The sequence below is a fragment of the Actinomycetospora cinnamomea genome, from assembly GCF_003096675.1.
GTDB classification, from domain to species: Bacteria; Actinomycetota; Actinomycetes; order Mycobacteriales; family Pseudonocardiaceae; genus Actinomycetospora; species Actinomycetospora cinnamomea.
In genome coordinates this window covers 23253-38880 of record NZ_QEKW01000023.1, presented here as the reverse complement: position 1 = coordinate 38880, position 15628 = coordinate 23253, and the positions used below count along the sequence as shown (strand labels likewise).

Sequence of the window (15628 nt, the reverse complement as noted above, 5' to 3'; positions counted from 1 at the left end):
CGCGCTGTTCGCTGCTTCTACGCGTACGAACGGCGCGTTCGCTGCTCCCGAGAACGCTCCCAGGCCTCGACGAACGCGCGCCCGTAGCGCCGGTAGCCGCGGCCGTTGGGGTGGGCGAGGTCCGGCCCGGCCTCCCAGACGCGGAGCCCGTGCGTGGCGGCCTCCAGCGCCACGGGCACGAGCTCCGGGTGGACGGCGACGACCTCGCGCGCGACCTCGGCGAGCCGCATCCCGCGTGCACGGACCTCGCCGCGCTGCAGGTCCGGGACGTCGGCGACGAGCGCGCCGGCGGGCAGGGCCGCGCAGACGGCGTCGAGGTCGCGCCGGTAGTCCTCGGGCGCCACGTCCTGGGCGGCGTCGTTGGTGCCGACGGCCAGGGCGACGAGCGCGCCGGGCCCCAGGTCGGGCACCTCGGGCAGCTGGCGGGCCCGCACGTCGGCGGCCGTCGCGCCCACGACCCCGAGGTTCACCACGCGCACGCGTACCCCCTCGCGCGTCTCGACCGCGTCGGCGAGCCGCCCCGCCCACGATCGCTCGGGGTGCAGCGCGCCGAGGCCCTGGGCCAGGGAGTCACCGAGCGCCACCAGCAGCACGTCACCGGGGCTGCGGCGTCGGCGCCGCCAGTAGGCCGCGTGGTCGTCCTCCATGGTGGTGGCGCGCCACAGCCGCCGCGCCTGCCAGGCCGCGCCGGCGACGCCGAGGACGAGACCGGCCAGGACGAGGGAGCGGGCGCGCGGCACGGCACGGCACCGTAGCCGCAACTACGCTCGACCCTCGTGCCACGCCGAGCCCCCGACCCCGCGCAGGTGCGCGCGGAGCTGCTCGCGGTGGCCCCGTGGGTGCGCGACCCCGACACCGTCGACCGGCCGGCGCGCCCCGTCCTGGCCGCCGCCGTGCGCTCGTCACTGCGCACGCTCGAGCACGCCGCGCCGGGTCACTCCGTCGAGGTCCGCGTGCCGCCGTTCGGCGCGGTGCAGTGCGTCGAGGGGCCGCGGCACACGCGCGGTACCCCGCCCAACGTCGTCGAGACCGACGCCGCGACCTGGCTCGGCCTCGCCCTCGGCCTCACGACCTGGGCGGAGGCCGCGGACCGGCTCTCGGCGTCCGGCCACCGGGCCCCGGAGATCGCCCGATGGCTCCCGGTGGTGGACCTGCGCCGAACGTCGGATGAGACGTCCGAGTGACCCCCGGAATCGTCGTCAATGACCTACCGTGACCGGTCGGTGATGGTCACGCTCGAAGCGAGGGAGGCGCGGGTGCAGCGGCCGAACTGGGCACCGGCGGAGGTCGATCTGGACCGGCCGAGCGCGGCCCGCGTCTACGACTTCTACCTGGGCGGATTGCACAACTTCGCCGTCGACCGCGAGATGGCGGCCCGCGCCGTGGCGGACTGGCCCGAGCTGCCGGCGATCATGCAGGCCAACCGGGCGTTCCTGCGGCGGGCCGTGCGCCACCTCGCCGCCCAGGGGATCGACCAGTTCCTCGACATCGGTTCCGGCATCCCCACCGTCGGCAACGTGCACGAGGTCGCGCAGGCCGCGCTCGGCGACGCCCGCGTGGTGTACGTGGACATCGACCCGATCGCGGTCGCCCACGCCCGGGCCCTGCTCGAGGACGACGCGAACACCGGCGTCGTCCAGGCCGACTTCGTCGACGTCGGGGCCGTCCTCGAGGACCCGGTGACGCGCTCGCTGCTCGACTTCTCCCGCCCGGTCGGCCTGCTCGTCGTCGCGTTGCTGCACTTCGTGGGCGACGAGCGCCGGCCCGCCGAGGCGCTCGCCCGCTACCGGGAGGCCATGGCGCCCGGCAGCCACCTGGTGCTCAGCCACGCGAGCGCCGACGGGGCGCCCGACCGGGCCGACGAGCACCGGTCGCTCTACCGCCGCACCGCCACGCCCATGACGATGCGCTCGCGCGACGAGGTCGCCGCACTCCTCGACGGGTTCACCCTCGTCGAGCCGGGCATCGTCTTCCTGCCGCAGTGGCGTCCCGACGACCCCGTGCCCCCGGCGAACCCTGAGCGGTTCACCGGCTACGCCGCCGTGGGCCGTCGTGACTGAGCCCGGGCGGGCGTCCGGGGCCGACCCCCTCGACGCCCTCGCCGCGGACTGGGCCGAGGAGGTCGAGGGCACCAGCTACGTGCCCATGGCCGCCGAGGAGCTGCGCGCCCATCTGCGCGACCTCGCCCGCCTGGTCGTGGACGCCGTGCAGGCGGATCCGCCGCGGCCCGAGGTCGGTGCCGAGATCGGCCGGCGGCTCGTCGCGGCGCACTTCACCGGCCCGGCGACGCTGGAGCGCACGGTGGTGCTGCTCTCCGAGCGCCTGCCCGCCCTGTACGGCCCGGGGCTGCGGGAGACGGTGCCGGCTCTGACCGGGGCGCTCGCGGCGGGCTACGCGGAGACCCTGCGCGACCGCACCCTCGGCGAGCAGGAGGCCATCCGTCGGGCCGTGCTCGCCGCGCGGCAGCACACCGAGAACGCGCTGCACGCCAGCGAGGCGCGGTTCCGCGCGATGTTCCGCGAGGCGGCCATCGGGATCGGCCTCGGGGACATGGAGGGCCGCATCCTCGAGGTCAACCCGGCGCTGTGCCGGATGTTCGGCTACACCCCCGAGGAGTTCACCCAGCGCTCGGTCGTCCAGCAGATGCACCCCGACGACGCCCCGTCGGTGTGGGAGCGCTACGAGCGGATGATTCACGGTGACCTGGAGAACTTCCGGGTCGAGAAGCGGTTCTACCGGGCCGACGGCTCGTCGATGGTGGTCCACCTGACGCTGTCGCTGGTGCGCGACGAGCGGGGCGAGCCCGCCTACCAGGTGGCCATGCTCGAGGACGTCAGCGAGCGGCACCGCCTGCAGGAGCATCTCGCGTTCCTGGCCTACCACGACCCGCTGACCACGCTCGCCAACCGCGCGCGGATCACCGAGCGGCTCGGGAAGGTGTTCGCCGAGGCCGGAGGGTCCTCGACGCGCCGGGTCGGCGTCTGCTTCCTCGACCTCGACGGCTTCAAGACCATCAACGACAGCCTCGGCCACCACGTCGGCGACCTCATGCTCCAGGAGGTCGCGCGGCGCCTCGACGCCTGCGCCGGCGAGGGCGAGCTCGTGGCCCGGATGGGCGGCGACGAGTTCGTCGTGCTCGTCGAGGACTCCCACGGCGTCGACCGCCTCGTCGCGCTGGCCGACCGCATCCTCGCGGTGCTGGCGTCGCCGTTCCACCTCGTGGGCCAGGAGCTGGTCGTCACCGCCAGCATCGGCGTCGTCGAGCAGGCGGTCGCGGAGACCACCGCGTCGGAGCTCATGCGCGCCGCGGACATCACGCTCTACACGGCGAAGGCCGAGGGCCGCGGGCGCTGGGCCGTGCACGACCCGGGCCGCGACGAGACCGAGACCACGCGGTTCAGCCTCTCCGCGGCGCTGCCCTCGGCGGTGGCACACGACGAGTTCTTCGTGCTCTACCAGCCGCTGGTGTCGCTGGCCGACCATCGGGTCCGCGGCGTCGAGGCCCTCGTGCGCTGGCGGCACCCGCGTCTCGGCGTGCTCTCCCCGTCGCTGTTCATCGGTCCGGCCGAGGAGACGGGCGTCATCGTGCCGCTCGGGCGCCGGGTGCTCGAGACCGCCTGCCGCGACGCCCGCGGTTGGCACGCCGAGTTCGGGGCGGGCGCCCCGTTCGTCAGCGTCAACGTGGCCCCGCGTCAGCTCCACGAACCCGGGCTGGTCGCCGAGGTGGCCGCGCTGCTCGACACCACGGGCCTGCCGGCGGACCGCCTGCAGGTCGAGCTCACCGAGCGGGCCCTGACCATCGACGAGGGCGCACCGCTCAAGGCCCTCGACGGCCTGCGGGCGATGGGCGTGAAGATCGCCGTCGACGACTTCGGCACCGGCTACTCCAACCTCTCCTACCTGCGCAAACTGCCCGTCGACGTGATCAAGCTCGACGGCTCGTTCGGCGAGGGTCTTCGCGAGGAGGAGCTGTCCGACGAGGTCGACGAGCGCATCGTCGGCACGCTGGTCGCCCTCGGTCACGCGCTGGACCTCACGGTGACGGCCGAGGGCGTCGAGACCGCCGCCCAGGCGTCCCGGCTGCGCGCGCTGGGCTGCGACGAGGGCCAGGGGTGGCTCTTCGCGCCCGCGGTGCCCGCCGGCGAGGTCGCGGCCCTGCTGCGGAGAGGCCGGCCGCTCGGCGGCCCCGCGACCGGGCTCCGCCGCTCGGGCTGAGAGCGGGATCGCCTCGCCCGGGCCGTCGCGGGGCCCTGGGGCGGGTCGGGGGCGCGTAGGCTGGCCTCGGCACGACTCGTGGCAGCCCCGTCGAAGAGGAGCCGTCCCGGTGGACGCAGCCGGACCCGATCCACGGCCCACGTCACCCACCACCCCTCCGGATCCGCCGTCGTTCGACGACGGCCCCAAGGAGGAGTGCGGCGTCTTCGGGGTGTGGGCGCCCGGCGAGGAGGTCGCGAAGCTCACGTACTTCGGGCTCTTCGCGCTGCAGCACCGCGGCCAGGAGGCCGCCGGCATGGCGGTCAGCGACGGCCGCCAGATCGTGGTGTTCAAGGACCTCGGGCTGGTCAGCCAGGTCTTCGACGAGCAGACCCTGTCCTCGCTGCGCGGGCACCTGGCCGTCGGCCACACGCGCTACTCCACCACCGGCTCGCCGACCTGGGAGAACGCCCAGCCGACGTTCCGCACCACGGCGGCGGGCACCGGGCTCGCGCTCGGCCACAACGGCAACCTCGTCAACACCGCCGAGCTCGTCCGGCGCCGCGACGAGGCCGCCCTGGTCAACGGGACGGCGCGGCGCGGCCGCTCGGCCCTCGACGGCGCGACCACCGACTCCGACGTCGTGACCGGCCTGATCGCCGACGCCGCGGCCGACCTCGGCGTCGAGGAGGCGGCGCTGCGCCTGCTGCCCGACCTGCGCGGCGCGTTCAGCCTCGTGTTCACCGACGAGACCACGCTGTACGCGGCCCGCGACCGCCACGGCGTGCGCCCGCTGGTGCTCGGCCGGCTCGACCGCGGCTGGGTCGTCGCCTCGGAGACCGCGGCGCTCGACATCGTCGGCGCCTCGTTCGTGCGGGAGGTCGAGCCCGGCGAGCTCATCGCCATCGACGAGCAGGGCCTGCGCAGCGCCCACTTCGCCGCGCCCGAGCCCAAGGGCTGCATCTTCGAGTACGTCTACCTCGCGCGCCCGGACACCGCGATCGCCGGACGGGGCGTGCACTCCGCCCGCGTCGAGATCGGGCGTCGCCTGGCCACCGAGCACCCGGCCGAGGCGGACCTCGTCATCCCGGTGCCGGAGTCGGGCACGCCGGCGGCCATCGGCTACGCCGAGCGCTCGGGCATCCCCTACGGGCAGGGGCTGGTGAAGAACGCCTACGTCGGGCGCACCTTCATCCAGCCGTCGCAGACGATCCGCCAGCTCGGGATCCGGCTCAAGCTCAACCCGCTGCGCGAGATCATCCGTGGCAAGCGCCTCGTCGTCGTGGACGACTCGATCGTCCGCGGCAACACCCAGCGCTCGCTGGTGCGGATGCTGCGCGAGGCCGGGGCCGTCGAGGTGCACGTGCGGATCGCGAGCCCGCCGGTGCGCTGGCCGTGCTTCTACGGCATCGATTTCGCCTCGCGCGCCGAGCTCATCGCCAACGGGCTCGACGAGGAAGGGGTGCGGCGCTCGGTGGGCGCCGACAGCCTCGGCTACATCTCCCAGGAGGGCCTGGTCGCGGCCACCGACCAGCCGCGCTCGCGGCTGTGCACGGCGTGCTTCTCGGGCGAGTACCCCATCGCCCTGCCGTCGGACGCGATGGTCGGGAAGCACCTCCTCGAGGACGTCACCGGCGCCAGCTGCGGCGACGGCGGCGGCGCCGGCGGCCCCGTGGTGCACACCGGGCGCCCCACCGGCGCCGGGATGACGCTCACGAGTCCGGGTTACGGTGCCGAGGACGCCCTGAGCCGTCCCTGACGTCCGCCCTCTCCCCGTCCTGCGAGGTTGCCCACCGATGCCCCACGCCCCCGACGACCCGGCGCTCGAGGCCGACGGCCCGCACGCCAGTTACGCGGCCGCGGGCGTGGACGTCGAGGCCGGTGACCGCGCGGTCGACCGCCTCAAGCCGCTCGCGGCGTCGACCCACCGGGCCGAGGTGCTCGGCGGCGTCGGGGGCTTCGCGGGGCTGTTCGCGCTGCGGACGGGCAAGTACCGGGACCCGGTGCTGGCGGCGTCCACCGACGGCGTCGGCACCAAGCTCGCCGTCGCCCAGGCCGCCGACCGCCACGACACGGTCGGGCGCGACCTCGTCGCCATGGTGGTCGACGACCTCGTGGTGTGCGGCGCCGAGCCGCTGTTCCTCCAGGACTACCTGGCGATCGGCAAGCTGGTGCCCGAGAAGGTCGAGAAGATCGTCTCGGGCATCGCCGAGGGCTGCCGGCTCGCCGGCTGCGCCCTGCTCGGCGGGGAGACCGCCGAGCATCCCGGTGTCATGGAGCCCCACCACTACGACCTGTCGGCCACCGGGGTGGGGATCGTCGAGGCCGACGCGATGCTCGGGCCGGACCGCGTGCGCCCCGGCGACACGGTGGTCGCGATGGCCTCGTCGGGCCTGCACTCCAACGGCTACTCCCTGGCGCGCCAGGTGCTGCTCGAGATCGGGCGGATGTCGCTCGACGGCCACGTCGAGGAGTTCGGTCGCACGCTGGGCGACGAGCTGCTCGAGCCCACCCGCATCTACGCCCGCGACTGCCTCGCGGTGGCCGCCGAGACCGACGTGCGCACGTTCGCCCACGTCACCGGCGGTGGCCTGTGCGCCAACCTCGCCCGGGTGCTGCCCACCGGCCTCACCGCCGAGCTCGACCGCACCACCTGGACCCCGGACCCGGTGTTCAAGCTCATCGCCTCCCGCGGGCGCGTGACCCGCGAGGAGATGGAGCGGACGTTCAACATGGGCGTCGGGATGGTGGCCGTGCTGCCGCCCGACGACGTCGACCGCGCCATGGCGGTCCTCACCGCCAAGCACGTGCCGTCGTGGGTGATCGGCGAGGTGCGGGCCACCACCGAGGCCGACGGCGCGCCCGACGCGGGTCACGCCGTCCTGCGCGGCGACCACCCCCGCTTCTAGCGCCCTCGAAAACCCCGCCCCTCGCCGCGGAGCGAGGGACGCCCTGGGTGCGTGGGACGCAGCGAGGGACGCCCTCGCTCGGTCACGCGGCGGTGCTGGGGCGCCGGGTTCGCGGAGCGAGGGACACCCTGGGTGCGTGGGACGCAGCGAGGGACGCCCTCGCTCGGTCACGCGGAACCCGGCCGGTCAGTCGTCGGGCATGAGCTCGCTGTGGAGCTTCAGCACCGTCTGACCGTCGGACTGCTCGAGGACGTACGCGGGGTTGTCCTCCGAGCCGTTGCGGGTCTTCGTCTTGCCGTCGATCTGACGCTCGACCCGCTCGGTGTGGACTTCCTTGACCGTGGCCTCGGCCTGGCCGTTACCCCAGTTCCACTTGACGTCGTCGCCCTTGCTGAACGTCTTCGCCACGCTCGCTCCTCGCGCGTCCCGGGTCGCTCGGAGTGAACGACCGATGCGCGCGGTTACCCGCCCCGGGAGCGGCGACTCCTGCCGATCCCGGGACGGGTGCGACCGTGGTGGGCGCGCCTCAGCGGCGCGTCAACGCTCGTCGTAGCTGTACTCGCCCCAGCGCGCGTCGACGGTCTCGTCGTCGTCGGAGCGGGGGGAGAAGCGGTCGTCGCCGCTGGACAGCTCCCGCTGCAGGGCGTCGAAGTCGGTGGTCGGGGAGCTGTACTTGAGCTCTCGGGCCACCTTCGTCTGCTTGGCCTTGGCTCGTCCGCGTCCCATCGCTGGACCCCCTCGCACAGGGCGGGGGCGGCCGGAGCATCTCCGGCGGCCCCCTGAAATCTGAGGTAACTCTCGTACTCACGACAATACCGTGTGTCCGATCGGGGTCGCGACGTGACATGGCACGATCGGCGCCCGTGCCCGCCCCCTTCGTCTGCTACCTGCGCGTCTACGAGCCGCTGGGGGCGCTGCGGGGCCCGTTGGCCGCCCGCGTGAGGGCCGGATTGGCGCGTGGAGCGGTCCCGGTGGCCGATGCGGGGGCCCGCGACCGTGAAGTGTGTCTCCGCGCACAATTGGGAGTCCCGTCGCGGTTGTTGCCCGGGGAGCGCAGTGACGGCACCCCGCTGGACGTCCCCGCCGACGTGCTCCTGGCCGACGCCCCGGGCGGCTCGCCCGACGAGCCGGTGGGCCCGCAGACGCTCGTCTGCCCTCTCGAGACCCGTCCGCGGGCCGCGGCGGCGCTGGTCGGGTTCCTGAGCAGCGAGACCCCGGTGCTGCGCAGCGCGGCGCTCGCGACCGAGGAGTCGGTGGTGCGCTCGCGGGCCGAGGCCGTCGTCGCCGAGCTCGGCGACTCGGCCACCCACATCGTCTCGGCGAACTGGACGGTGCCGCTGCCGTGGTTCGCGCTGGTCGACCCGGCCGAGCGGGTCCTCGTCCTGCCCAGCGACGACGCCGTCACCGCACCGGAGGCCCCGACACGGCGCTGCTACTGGCGGGTCGCGATGGCCGACGCCCTCGCCCGCGCCGACGCGGCCGCCGAGCTCCTGGCGGACACCCTCGGCGACGACGGGCCGGCGGAGGTCCTGCAGGACACCGCCCGCTGGCTGCGCCACTTCGACCCTGGCTCGCTGGTGGAGCTCGATTACGGCGGGCTCGTGGCGCTGATGGACGACCAGACCCTCGCCGCCGACACGTCCGCCGAGGACGTGGCCGAGGCCCTCGAGGCCCTCCGCGCCGGCGACCCGGAGCGCGCGATGGGCAGCTACCGGCGCCTGCGCGACTTCTGGGCGACCCGCGCCGCGTTCCAGCGCGCCAACTAGGGCCGCCTACTGCATCTCGCGGCGCAGCAGGTCGTCCACCGACGCCGACCCCTCGCGGTAGCGCCGCCCGAGCTCGTCGTTGCACGCGTCCATGACCTGCTGGACCCGGCCGCGGTGCTCGGACACCGACCGCTCCTCCTCGGCGTAGGCCGTGGCGGCAGCGGTGAGGTCGTCCTCGGAGAGCGTCGCGACGTCGGACAGCCCGGTGTCGGCGAGCAGCGCCTCGACGTGACGGCGGTGCGACTCGGCGCGCGAAGGCTGCACCGTGTGGTGGCGGCCGCGTCCCGCCGAGGGGCCGAGCGCGTTGTCGGCGAGGATGCGGGGCAGCTCGTCGACCAGCGACGGGGCGTCCTCGTCGTCGGTGGCGCGGCGACGCTGCTCGAAGCGCACGATGTCCATCCGCGCGTGCAGCAGCCGCCGCAGGTAGGACAGGTCGGTCTCCTCCTGCGCGGCGTCGTCGCGCTTGGCGCGCACGTCGTCCATCGAGCAGGTGCCCAGGTCGGCCAGGAAGGCGGGGTCGAGCACGCGGTCGAGGCGTCGGCGACCACCCTGCCGGAACTCGATCATCGCCCCATGGTGCGCGACGCCCGCCGCGCTGTCATCCCGCGGCGGGGGCGACGCGTCGAGAGGTGCGTGCGGCGCGCGCGCCGGTCGGGCGGGTCGGGTGGGCGGATCATCTCACTGTCGGCACACCGGCCGCCAGGACCCCGGCGAGCCAAGCGGGGTCGACGTTCCCGCCGCTGACGACCGCGACGGTCCGGCGGGCACGGTCGGCCTCCGGCAGCGCGAGGTAGCCGGCCGTCGCGACGGCCCCGCTGGCCTCGCAGGGCACCCCGCGCGCGTGGAGGCGGCGGGTGGCGTCGGCGATGGCCTCCTCGTCGACGGTGACGACGTCGGCGACGAGGTCGCGGACGTGCGGCCAGGTCAGCTCCCCGAGCACGGTGGCGCGCAGCCCGTCGGCGACCGTCGCCGCCACCTGCTCGCGCGGGAACCGCACCCGCTCGCCGGCCCGCTTGCTGGCGGCGGCGTCGCCGGCGAGCTCCGGCTCCGCGCCGAGCACCCGGACCCCGGAGCCGCGCAGCGCGGCCGCGATCCCGCTGATCAGCCCGCCGCCGCCGATCGGGACGACGACCTGCTCGACGTCCGGTCGGCCGGCGAGGATCTCGGCGCCCACCGTGCCCTGGCCGGCGATGACGTCGGGGTGGTCGTAGGGCGGGATGTACGCGCCCCCGGTCTCGGCGACCACCCGGGCCGCCGCGGCCTCGCGCTCGTCGGCCGGCACGCGCACGAGCCGCGCCCCGAGCGCGGCCATCGCCTCGACCTTGGCGGCCACGGCGTCGTCGGGCACCACGACCGTGCACGGCACCCCGAGCCGCCGCGCGACCCAGGCCAGCGCCCGCCCGTGGTTGCCCGAGGAGTGCGTGACCAGGCCCGCCGCGCGGCGGTCCGCGTCGAGGCGGCTCGCGGCGTGGAAGGCGCCGCGCAGCTTGAACGCGCCGATCGGCTGGAGGTCCTCACGTTTGACGGCGAAGCCGGCCGCGAGGTCCTCGACGGGCGTGCGCTCGGCGACACCCTCGAGCACGGCGGCGGCCGCGGCGACGTCGTCGGGACCGAGCAGCCCTGCCGGGTCGGGCTCCGTCATCCCTGCAGGCGCCGGACGGCCGCGCGCCCCGGGGGCTCGCCGGTGTCCGGCGGGATCGAGTCGGGGTCGACGGCGGCCGGGCCGGGCACGGCGTCGTCACCCTCGGGCGCGATCCACAGCTCACCCCTGCCGCTCACCGCGGAGCGCTTGAGCAGCGCCAGCGCCACGGTGCCGAGCTCGTGATGGCGCACGGCGGTGCCGACGCGGCCGACCGCGCGCCCGCCCTCGCCGCCCAGCACCGGCGTGCCCGGCGGCGGCAGCGGGTCGTCGCCCGACTGCAGGTGCAGCAGCACCATCTGCCGCGGCGGCCGGCCGAGGTTCGCGACGCGCGAGACCGTCTCCTGACCCCGGTAGCAGCCCTTCTGCAGGTGCACCGCACCGCCGATCCACCCCATCTCGTGGGGGATCGCCCGCTCGTCGGTGTCGAGGCCGAGGCGGGGCCGCAGCGCGCCGACCCGCAACGCCTCGAACGCGTCGTGGCCGGCGGGGCGGGCGTCCGCGCCGCGCAGGCGCGACCACCAGGACGCGAGCTCGCCGCGCGGGACGATCAGGTCGGCGGCCGCCTCGGGGCCCGGCCCGGGCCAGGGCATGCGCCGCACGACGCCGCCGCCGGGCAGCGCCGCCGCCGCGTGGTCGCCGTGCGGGGCCTCCACGCCGGCGGCGGTGAGCACCTCGTCGACCGCCGGGCCGACCACCGAGAGCACCGCCCAGGCGTCGGAGTCGTCGGCGACCGTCACGTCGGACCAGAAGCGCATCCGGTCGAGGTAGTCGGCGAGCGGCCCGGCGCGGCCGGGCTCGACGTCCAACCAGACGGTGTCGTCGACGTGGGCGAGCACGGCGTGGTGCTCGACGCGGCCCTGGGCGTCGAGGACCAGCGCCTCGGTGCCGGCGCCGTCGCGCAGGTCGGCGACCTGCTGGGAGAGCAGCAGGTGCAGCCAGCTCAGCCGCTCGGGACCGGTGACGCGGACCACGCCGCGGTGGGAGCGGTCGACGACACCGGCGCGACGGGTGAGCGCGCGCTGCTCGCCGAACGGGTCGCCGTAGTGGGCGGGGACGGCGGCGTCGCGGACAGCGCCCGACTCGTCGTCGGAGGCCAGCTGCGGGGCGACGGCGCCCGGCTCGGCGAACGTGGGTGAGTGATCGGTCACGGGGTGTCCTCCGTGTCCACGGTGAGCTCGGCGTCGGCCCGCTCGGCGCACGCGCGGCAGGTGCCGGAGAGGGCGACGTGGGTGGCGTCGAGGCGGAACCCTCGCGAGGCGTGCAGCGCCTCGGCGAGCTGGTCCAGCGCGTCGACCTCGATCTCGTCCACGGCGCCGCAGTGGTGGCAGACGAGGTGGACGTGCTCGTGCCCGGCGGTCGCGTACGTGGGCGCCCCGTGCCCGAGGTGGGTGTGACGGACGACGCCGAGCTGCTCGAGCAGGTCGAGCGTCCGGTAGACCGTGGTGATGTTCACGGCCGGCGCGGTCTCCTGCACCCGGGTGCAGACAGCCTCCGGCGTCGCGTGCCCGAGCTCGGTGACCGCGTCGAGCACCAGCTGGCGCTGCGGCGTCATGCGCAGGCCACGACGGTGCAGCGTCTGCCGCAGTTCGGTGTCCACCTCCCCGATCGTAGGCGCCGGGGAGGCCGGGTGGTGGCGGGCGTGGGCGCCGTCCGGCGGGTGCGTCCACCCGAGCGTGTGCGGGTGCCGTTCCGTGCGTCGTGCCGCGCCGGTCCCTACGATCGGGTGTTCCGCGTCCGACGCCGGGCGCACCGAGCCCCGGCCAGCAGGTAGGTGACGATGACGACCGGTGAGCAGGGACGCACACCGCCCGACGCCGAGCACTACCTGGACCTCTCGGGTGTCGAGGAGGACAGTCCCGGACCGCACTTCGACGTCGTGCTGCGCGGGTACGACCGCCGGCAGGTCGACGAGCACGTGGCCGGCCTGCGGCGGATGAACGCACAGCTCCGGGCCCAGCTCGCGGTGCGGGAGCGGCGACGCGCCGGGTCCGCGACGGGGTCCGCGCCGGGGTCCACGCCGGGGTCGTCCACGGGGTCGGCGCTCGAGACCCGCCTCTCCGACACCATCCCCGAGGCCCGCCGCTCGGCCGCCCCGGACGGGGCCGGCGAGGACGCGCCCGGCGGACCCGACATGGTCGGCGCGTTCAACGACCGCCTGCGCGGCATCCTCCAGGCCGCCGAGCAGGAGGCCCAGCTCGTGCGCAGCAAGGCCGCCGAGTCGCTGCTCGCCGAGCACGCCGAGTCCCGCGCGGCCCTCGCCGACCTGCGCGCCCAGCGCGACGCGGTCGTCGACGAGCTCGTGCGGCTGCGCGGTCGCCTCGACGAGATCGTCTCCGGCCCGGCCCGCCCCTCGGCGCCGCCGCCCGGGCCGCCGCGACCCGCCGGACCGTGGCGCGGCCCCGGCCGCCCGCCCGGTCCGCCGCCCTACCCCGGCCCGCGCCCGCCCGGGCCCCACGTCGGGCCGCCGAGCGCACCGCTGCCCGTGGGCCCGCCCGCCGCCCCCGCCGTCGACCGTGGGCACGAGGAGTCCGTCGAGGACACGGTCGCCGTCGATGCGGCCGAGGCCGACGTCACGGAGGGCGCCCGTCCGGAGGACGGTCCGGCGCGGCCCGTGCCCGCCTCGCCGGAGCGCGCGGCGGACGGGTGACGGTGCTCCGTCGGTCGTGACCGCGAACCGTCAGGACGGGGACGGCACCGGCGTCGCCACGGGCGCGAACCGCACCGACGACCCGGGTCGGAGCTGGGCGAACACCGCCAGCTCGGCGGGGTCGACCACGCCGACCACGGGGTAGCCGCCCGTCGTCGGGTGGTCGGCGAGGAACACCACGGGCTGCCCGTCGGGCGGCACCTGCACCGCGCCGGCGACCAGGCCCTCGCTGCGCAGCTCCACGCCGCGGCGCGCGGCCGACCGCTCGAGCTCCGGACCCTCGAGGCGCACCCCGACCCGGTCGCCCGTGGGCGCCACCGTCCACGTCCCGCGACGGAGGCGCCCGGCCGCGTCGTCGACCCAGTCGTCGCGCGGGCCCAGGTGGACGGTGACCACGACGGCCTCCGGCACGGCGGACACCCCGACCGCGCCCGTGCCGAGCGCCGGGACCTCCGTCGGGGCGCCGAGCGGGAGCCGCGTGCCGACCTCCAGCGGCGCCGGCCCGAGCCCGGAGAGCGTGTCGGCGCTGCGGCTGCCGAGCAGCGCATCGACCACGAGGCCCCCGCCGACCGCGAGGTAGCCGCGCAGCCCGGAGCTCGGGGCGGGGACGACGGCCACGTCGCCGGCGGCGAGGTGCACGGGCTGGTGCGAGGCCACGACGCGCTCACCGGCGGAGGGCCGGCGGATCCGCAGCCCGCCCGGCGGCCCGGTGAGGGCGAGCGTGGTCGCCGCCGTGGCGCGGACGGCGAGGCCCCCGAGCAGGATCTCCAGGCCGGCGGCGCCGGGGTCGTTGCCGACCAGCCGCTGGGCCAGCGCGTGCGCGGGCCCGTCGAGGGCTCCGGCCGCCGCCACCCCGATGTGCGCCCAGCCGGGCCGGCCCCGGTCGACGACCAGCGCCTGCGGCCCGACCTCGGTGACCACCAGCTCGCGGCTCATCCCGCGTCCCGGAACCGGACGGTCGTGCCGGGCTGGAGCAGGGCGGGCGGGTCGCGGTGGGGATCGAAGAGCACCGGGGCGTCCTCGGTCAGCCGGCCCAGCAGCCGCCAGCCGCCCGGGGAGGCGCGGGGGTAGACGCCGCCGAACTCCCCGGCCACGCCGACGGCGCCGGCGGGGATGCGGGGGCGCGGGGTGTCCAGGCGCGGCTGCTGCAGGGGCGCGGGCAGCCCCGAGAGGTAGGCGAAGCCGGGCGCGAAGCCGCCGAACGCCACGGTGAGCGTGGCCCCGGTGTGCAGCGTGACGACCTCGTCGACCGAGCAGCCGGCGTCGCGGGCGACGAGCTCGAGGTCCTCGCCGTCGTAGTGCACCGCGAGCTCGACGCTCCCGGCCTCGGCACGGTCCGGCACGGCGGCCGTGTCGACGCTGGCGAGCAGCGCCCGCACCTCCCGCAGCGCCTCGCGGTCGCCCGGTGCGGTGACCAGCACGGTCCGCGCCGCGGGGACGACGTCGACGACGCCGGGCAGCTCGCCGCGTTCCCGGGCGTCACGCAGGGCCGCGCCGACGGCGGCCACCGCCCCCAGGACATCGGGGTGCCCGTCGAGGTCGACGAGCAGCGCCTCGGGTCCGACGGGCAGGACCTGCACGGTCGCCTCCGGCTCAGCCGGCGACGCGGCGCAGCCGGGCCGAGGTGTGCGGCTGCAGCGGCTGGCCCTCCATGGCGCGCTCCTCGACGTAGGCGAGGTCGCCGCCCTCGACGATGCCGTAGAGCCGCGTCGCGCCGTTGACCTCCTTCGCCGTGGAGGTGCGGGCGATGGCGTCGGTCTGCAGCTCCCAGGAGGTCTGGGTGCGGCTCGCGCCGTAGTACAGCTCGATGATCCCGGTGTGGTGGGCGAGCAGGAGCTCGATCGTGCCGTCGGGCTGCGCGCGCCACCAGCCGGTCTCGCGGGCGGCGGGCCGCACGACGGCCCCGCCCGGCCCGTCCAGCAGCCACGAGCGGGCCTCCCAGGACAGGAACGGGCGCCCGTCGTGGGCGACGGTGATCTGCTGGCCGAAGTGGAAGGGGCCGTCGATCGTCGGGTAGACGACCTCGCCCTCGCCGCGCCACACCCCGACCAGCGGCAGCAGGCCCAGCAGCGCGTCGTCCAGCTCCGGGCCCAGTCGCAGGTTCGCGGTGTCGTTGGGCACCGGCAGGTCGGGCCAGCCGGGGACGTTGGCGTCGCGGGTGCGTTCGGCGCGCTCGGCGGCCGCGCGGATGGCCTCGTTGCCGCTGCTGCCCTCGGGCAGGTCGGCGCCCTCCTCGGCGAACGGGGCGTTCATCGCGACTCCTCCCGGGCGACGGGGCGGCGCGGGGTCCGGTCCGTCGCCTCGGTGTCGAGGAGCTCGTCACGGAAGAGCCGGCGCGTCAGCGCGATGCCGGCGCCCAGGATCCCGGCGCTGCACACGGCGAGCAGGACGGTGTAGAACCACGCCACCGCTCCACCCTAACGACACCGCCCGCCCCACCCGGGTGGGCGGGGCGGGCGGCTGTCGCGTG

General features: G+C 76.1%; 18 protein-coding genes. 7 read left to right on the top strand and 11 right to left on the bottom strand.

Translation table 11 applies throughout. From position 1 onward, the window contains the following. Window positions 1-17: 17 nt before the first annotated feature. On the bottom strand, window positions 18-740 hold the full coding sequence (locus tag C8D89_RS25880) for an SGNH/GDSL hydrolase family protein (protein ID WP_116711019.1): 723 nt from the start codon (window positions 738-740) through the stop codon (window positions 18-20). A 36-nt stretch (window positions 741-776) separates the two neighbouring features. Here C8D89_RS25880 and C8D89_RS25875 point away from each other — a divergent pair, with 36 nt between their 5' ends. From C8D89_RS25875 to purM, 5 genes are all read left to right on the top strand, one after another. Further along, window positions 777-1184: a sterol carrier family protein gene (locus tag C8D89_RS25875; RefSeq protein ID WP_116711018.1), complete on the top strand. Its 408-nt coding sequence runs from the start codon at window positions 777-779 to the stop codon at window positions 1182-1184. 72 nt (window positions 1185-1256) lie between these two features. Beyond that, the gene (locus C8D89_RS25870; protein WP_243418386.1) at window positions 1257-2060 is read left to right on the top strand and encodes an SAM-dependent methyltransferase; all 804 of its coding nucleotides are present in this window, start codon (window positions 1257-1259) and stop codon (window positions 2058-2060) included. Continuing rightward, window positions 2053-4215 (top strand): putative bifunctional diguanylate cyclase/phosphodiesterase, encoded by a 2163-nt coding sequence (locus C8D89_RS25865; protein WP_243418385.1) that lies wholly within the window; start codon window positions 2053-2055, stop codon window positions 4213-4215. The genes C8D89_RS25870 and C8D89_RS25865 overlap by 8 nt, the downstream gene beginning before the upstream one ends. 109 nt (window positions 4216-4324) lie before the next feature. Continuing rightward, window positions 4325-5953, top strand: a complete 1629-nt coding sequence (gene purF / locus C8D89_RS25860) for an amidophosphoribosyltransferase (protein WP_116711017.1) — start codon at window positions 4325-4327, stop codon at window positions 5951-5953. Between the two features lie 37 nt (window positions 5954-5990). After that, window positions 5991-7103: a phosphoribosylformylglycinamidine cyclo-ligase gene (purM, locus tag C8D89_RS25855; RefSeq protein ID WP_116711016.1), complete on the top strand. Its 1113-nt coding sequence runs from the start codon at window positions 5991-5993 to the stop codon at window positions 7101-7103. Window positions 7104-7289: 186 nt separating this feature from the next. Here purM and C8D89_RS25850 read toward each other — a convergent pair whose 3' ends face one another. After that, complete coding sequence (locus tag C8D89_RS25850; protein WP_116711015.1) at window positions 7290-7511, bottom strand: hypervirulence associated TUDOR domain-containing protein; 222 nt, start codon at window positions 7509-7511, stop codon at window positions 7290-7292. A gap of 129 nt (window positions 7512-7640) precedes the next feature. Beyond that, complete coding sequence (locus C8D89_RS25845) at window positions 7641-7829, bottom strand: DUF3073 domain-containing protein (protein WP_116711014.1); 189 nt, start codon at window positions 7827-7829, stop codon at window positions 7641-7643. A 137-nt stretch (window positions 7830-7966) separates the two neighbouring features. On the opposite strand from C8D89_RS25845, the gene C8D89_RS25840 reads away from it, so the two are divergent. Next, entirely contained in the window at window positions 7967-8869 is a 903-nt protein-coding gene (locus C8D89_RS25840) for a DUF8083 family protein (protein ID WP_116711013.1), read from the top strand. A 6-nt stretch (window positions 8870-8875) separates the two neighbouring features. Here the strand turns inward: C8D89_RS25840 and C8D89_RS25835 are convergent, their stop codons facing one another. From C8D89_RS25835 to C8D89_RS25820, 4 genes are all read right to left on the bottom strand, one after another. Then, entirely contained in the window at window positions 8876-9436 is a 561-nt protein-coding gene (locus tag C8D89_RS25835; RefSeq protein WP_116711012.1) for an RsiG family protein, read from the bottom strand. 106 nt (window positions 9437-9542) lie between these two features. Continuing rightward, window positions 9543-10511, bottom strand: a complete 969-nt coding sequence (locus C8D89_RS25830) for a threonine ammonia-lyase (protein WP_116711011.1) — start codon at window positions 10509-10511, stop codon at window positions 9543-9545. After that, entirely contained in the window at window positions 10508-11659 is a 1152-nt protein-coding gene (gene ygfZ / locus C8D89_RS25825) for a CAF17-like 4Fe-4S cluster assembly/insertion protein YgfZ (RefSeq protein WP_116711010.1), read from the bottom strand. The genes C8D89_RS25830 and ygfZ overlap by 4 nt, the downstream gene beginning before the upstream one ends. Beyond that, window positions 11656-12108 carry a Fur family transcriptional regulator gene (locus tag C8D89_RS25820; RefSeq protein WP_243418384.1) on the bottom strand — a complete coding sequence of 151 codons (453 nt, stop codon included), beginning with the start codon at window positions 12106-12108 and terminating at the stop codon, window positions 11656-11658. Before C8D89_RS25820 ends, ygfZ begins: the two co-directional genes overlap by 4 nt. A 180-nt stretch (window positions 12109-12288) precedes the next feature. Here C8D89_RS25820 and C8D89_RS25815 point away from each other — a divergent pair, with 180 nt between their 5' ends. Further along, window positions 12289-13158 carry a hypothetical protein gene (locus C8D89_RS25815; protein WP_116711009.1) on the top strand — a complete coding sequence of 290 codons (870 nt, stop codon included), beginning with the start codon at window positions 12289-12291 and terminating at the stop codon, window positions 13156-13158. A 30-nt stretch (window positions 13159-13188) separates the two neighbouring features. On the opposite strand, the gene C8D89_RS25810 is transcribed toward C8D89_RS25815, so the two are convergent. Genes C8D89_RS25810 through C8D89_RS29580 form a run of 4 tightly spaced genes read right to left on the bottom strand, consistent with a single transcriptional unit; the run spans window position 13189 to window position 15566 of the window. Next, window positions 13189-14094, bottom strand: a complete 906-nt coding sequence (locus C8D89_RS25810) for a 5-oxoprolinase subunit C family protein (protein ID WP_116711008.1) — start codon at window positions 14092-14094, stop codon at window positions 13189-13191. Then, window positions 14091-14738, bottom strand: coding sequence for a 5-oxoprolinase subunit B family protein (locus C8D89_RS25805; protein WP_116711007.1), 648 nt, complete (start codon window positions 14736-14738; stop codon window positions 14091-14093). Before C8D89_RS25805 ends, C8D89_RS25810 begins: the two co-directional genes overlap by 4 nt. Before the next feature lie 13 nt (window positions 14739-14751). Continuing rightward, the gene (locus C8D89_RS25800; RefSeq protein ID WP_116711006.1) at window positions 14752-15411 is read right to left on the bottom strand and encodes a heme-binding beta-barrel domain-containing protein; all 660 of its coding nucleotides are present in this window, start codon (window positions 15409-15411) and stop codon (window positions 14752-14754) included. After that, a complete protein-coding gene (locus C8D89_RS29580) occupies window positions 15408-15566 on the bottom strand; it encodes a hypothetical protein (protein ID WP_165825948.1) in 159 nt (52 codons plus the stop codon). Before C8D89_RS29580 ends, C8D89_RS25800 begins: the two co-directional genes overlap by 4 nt. Window positions 15567-15628 lie beyond the last annotated feature (62 nt).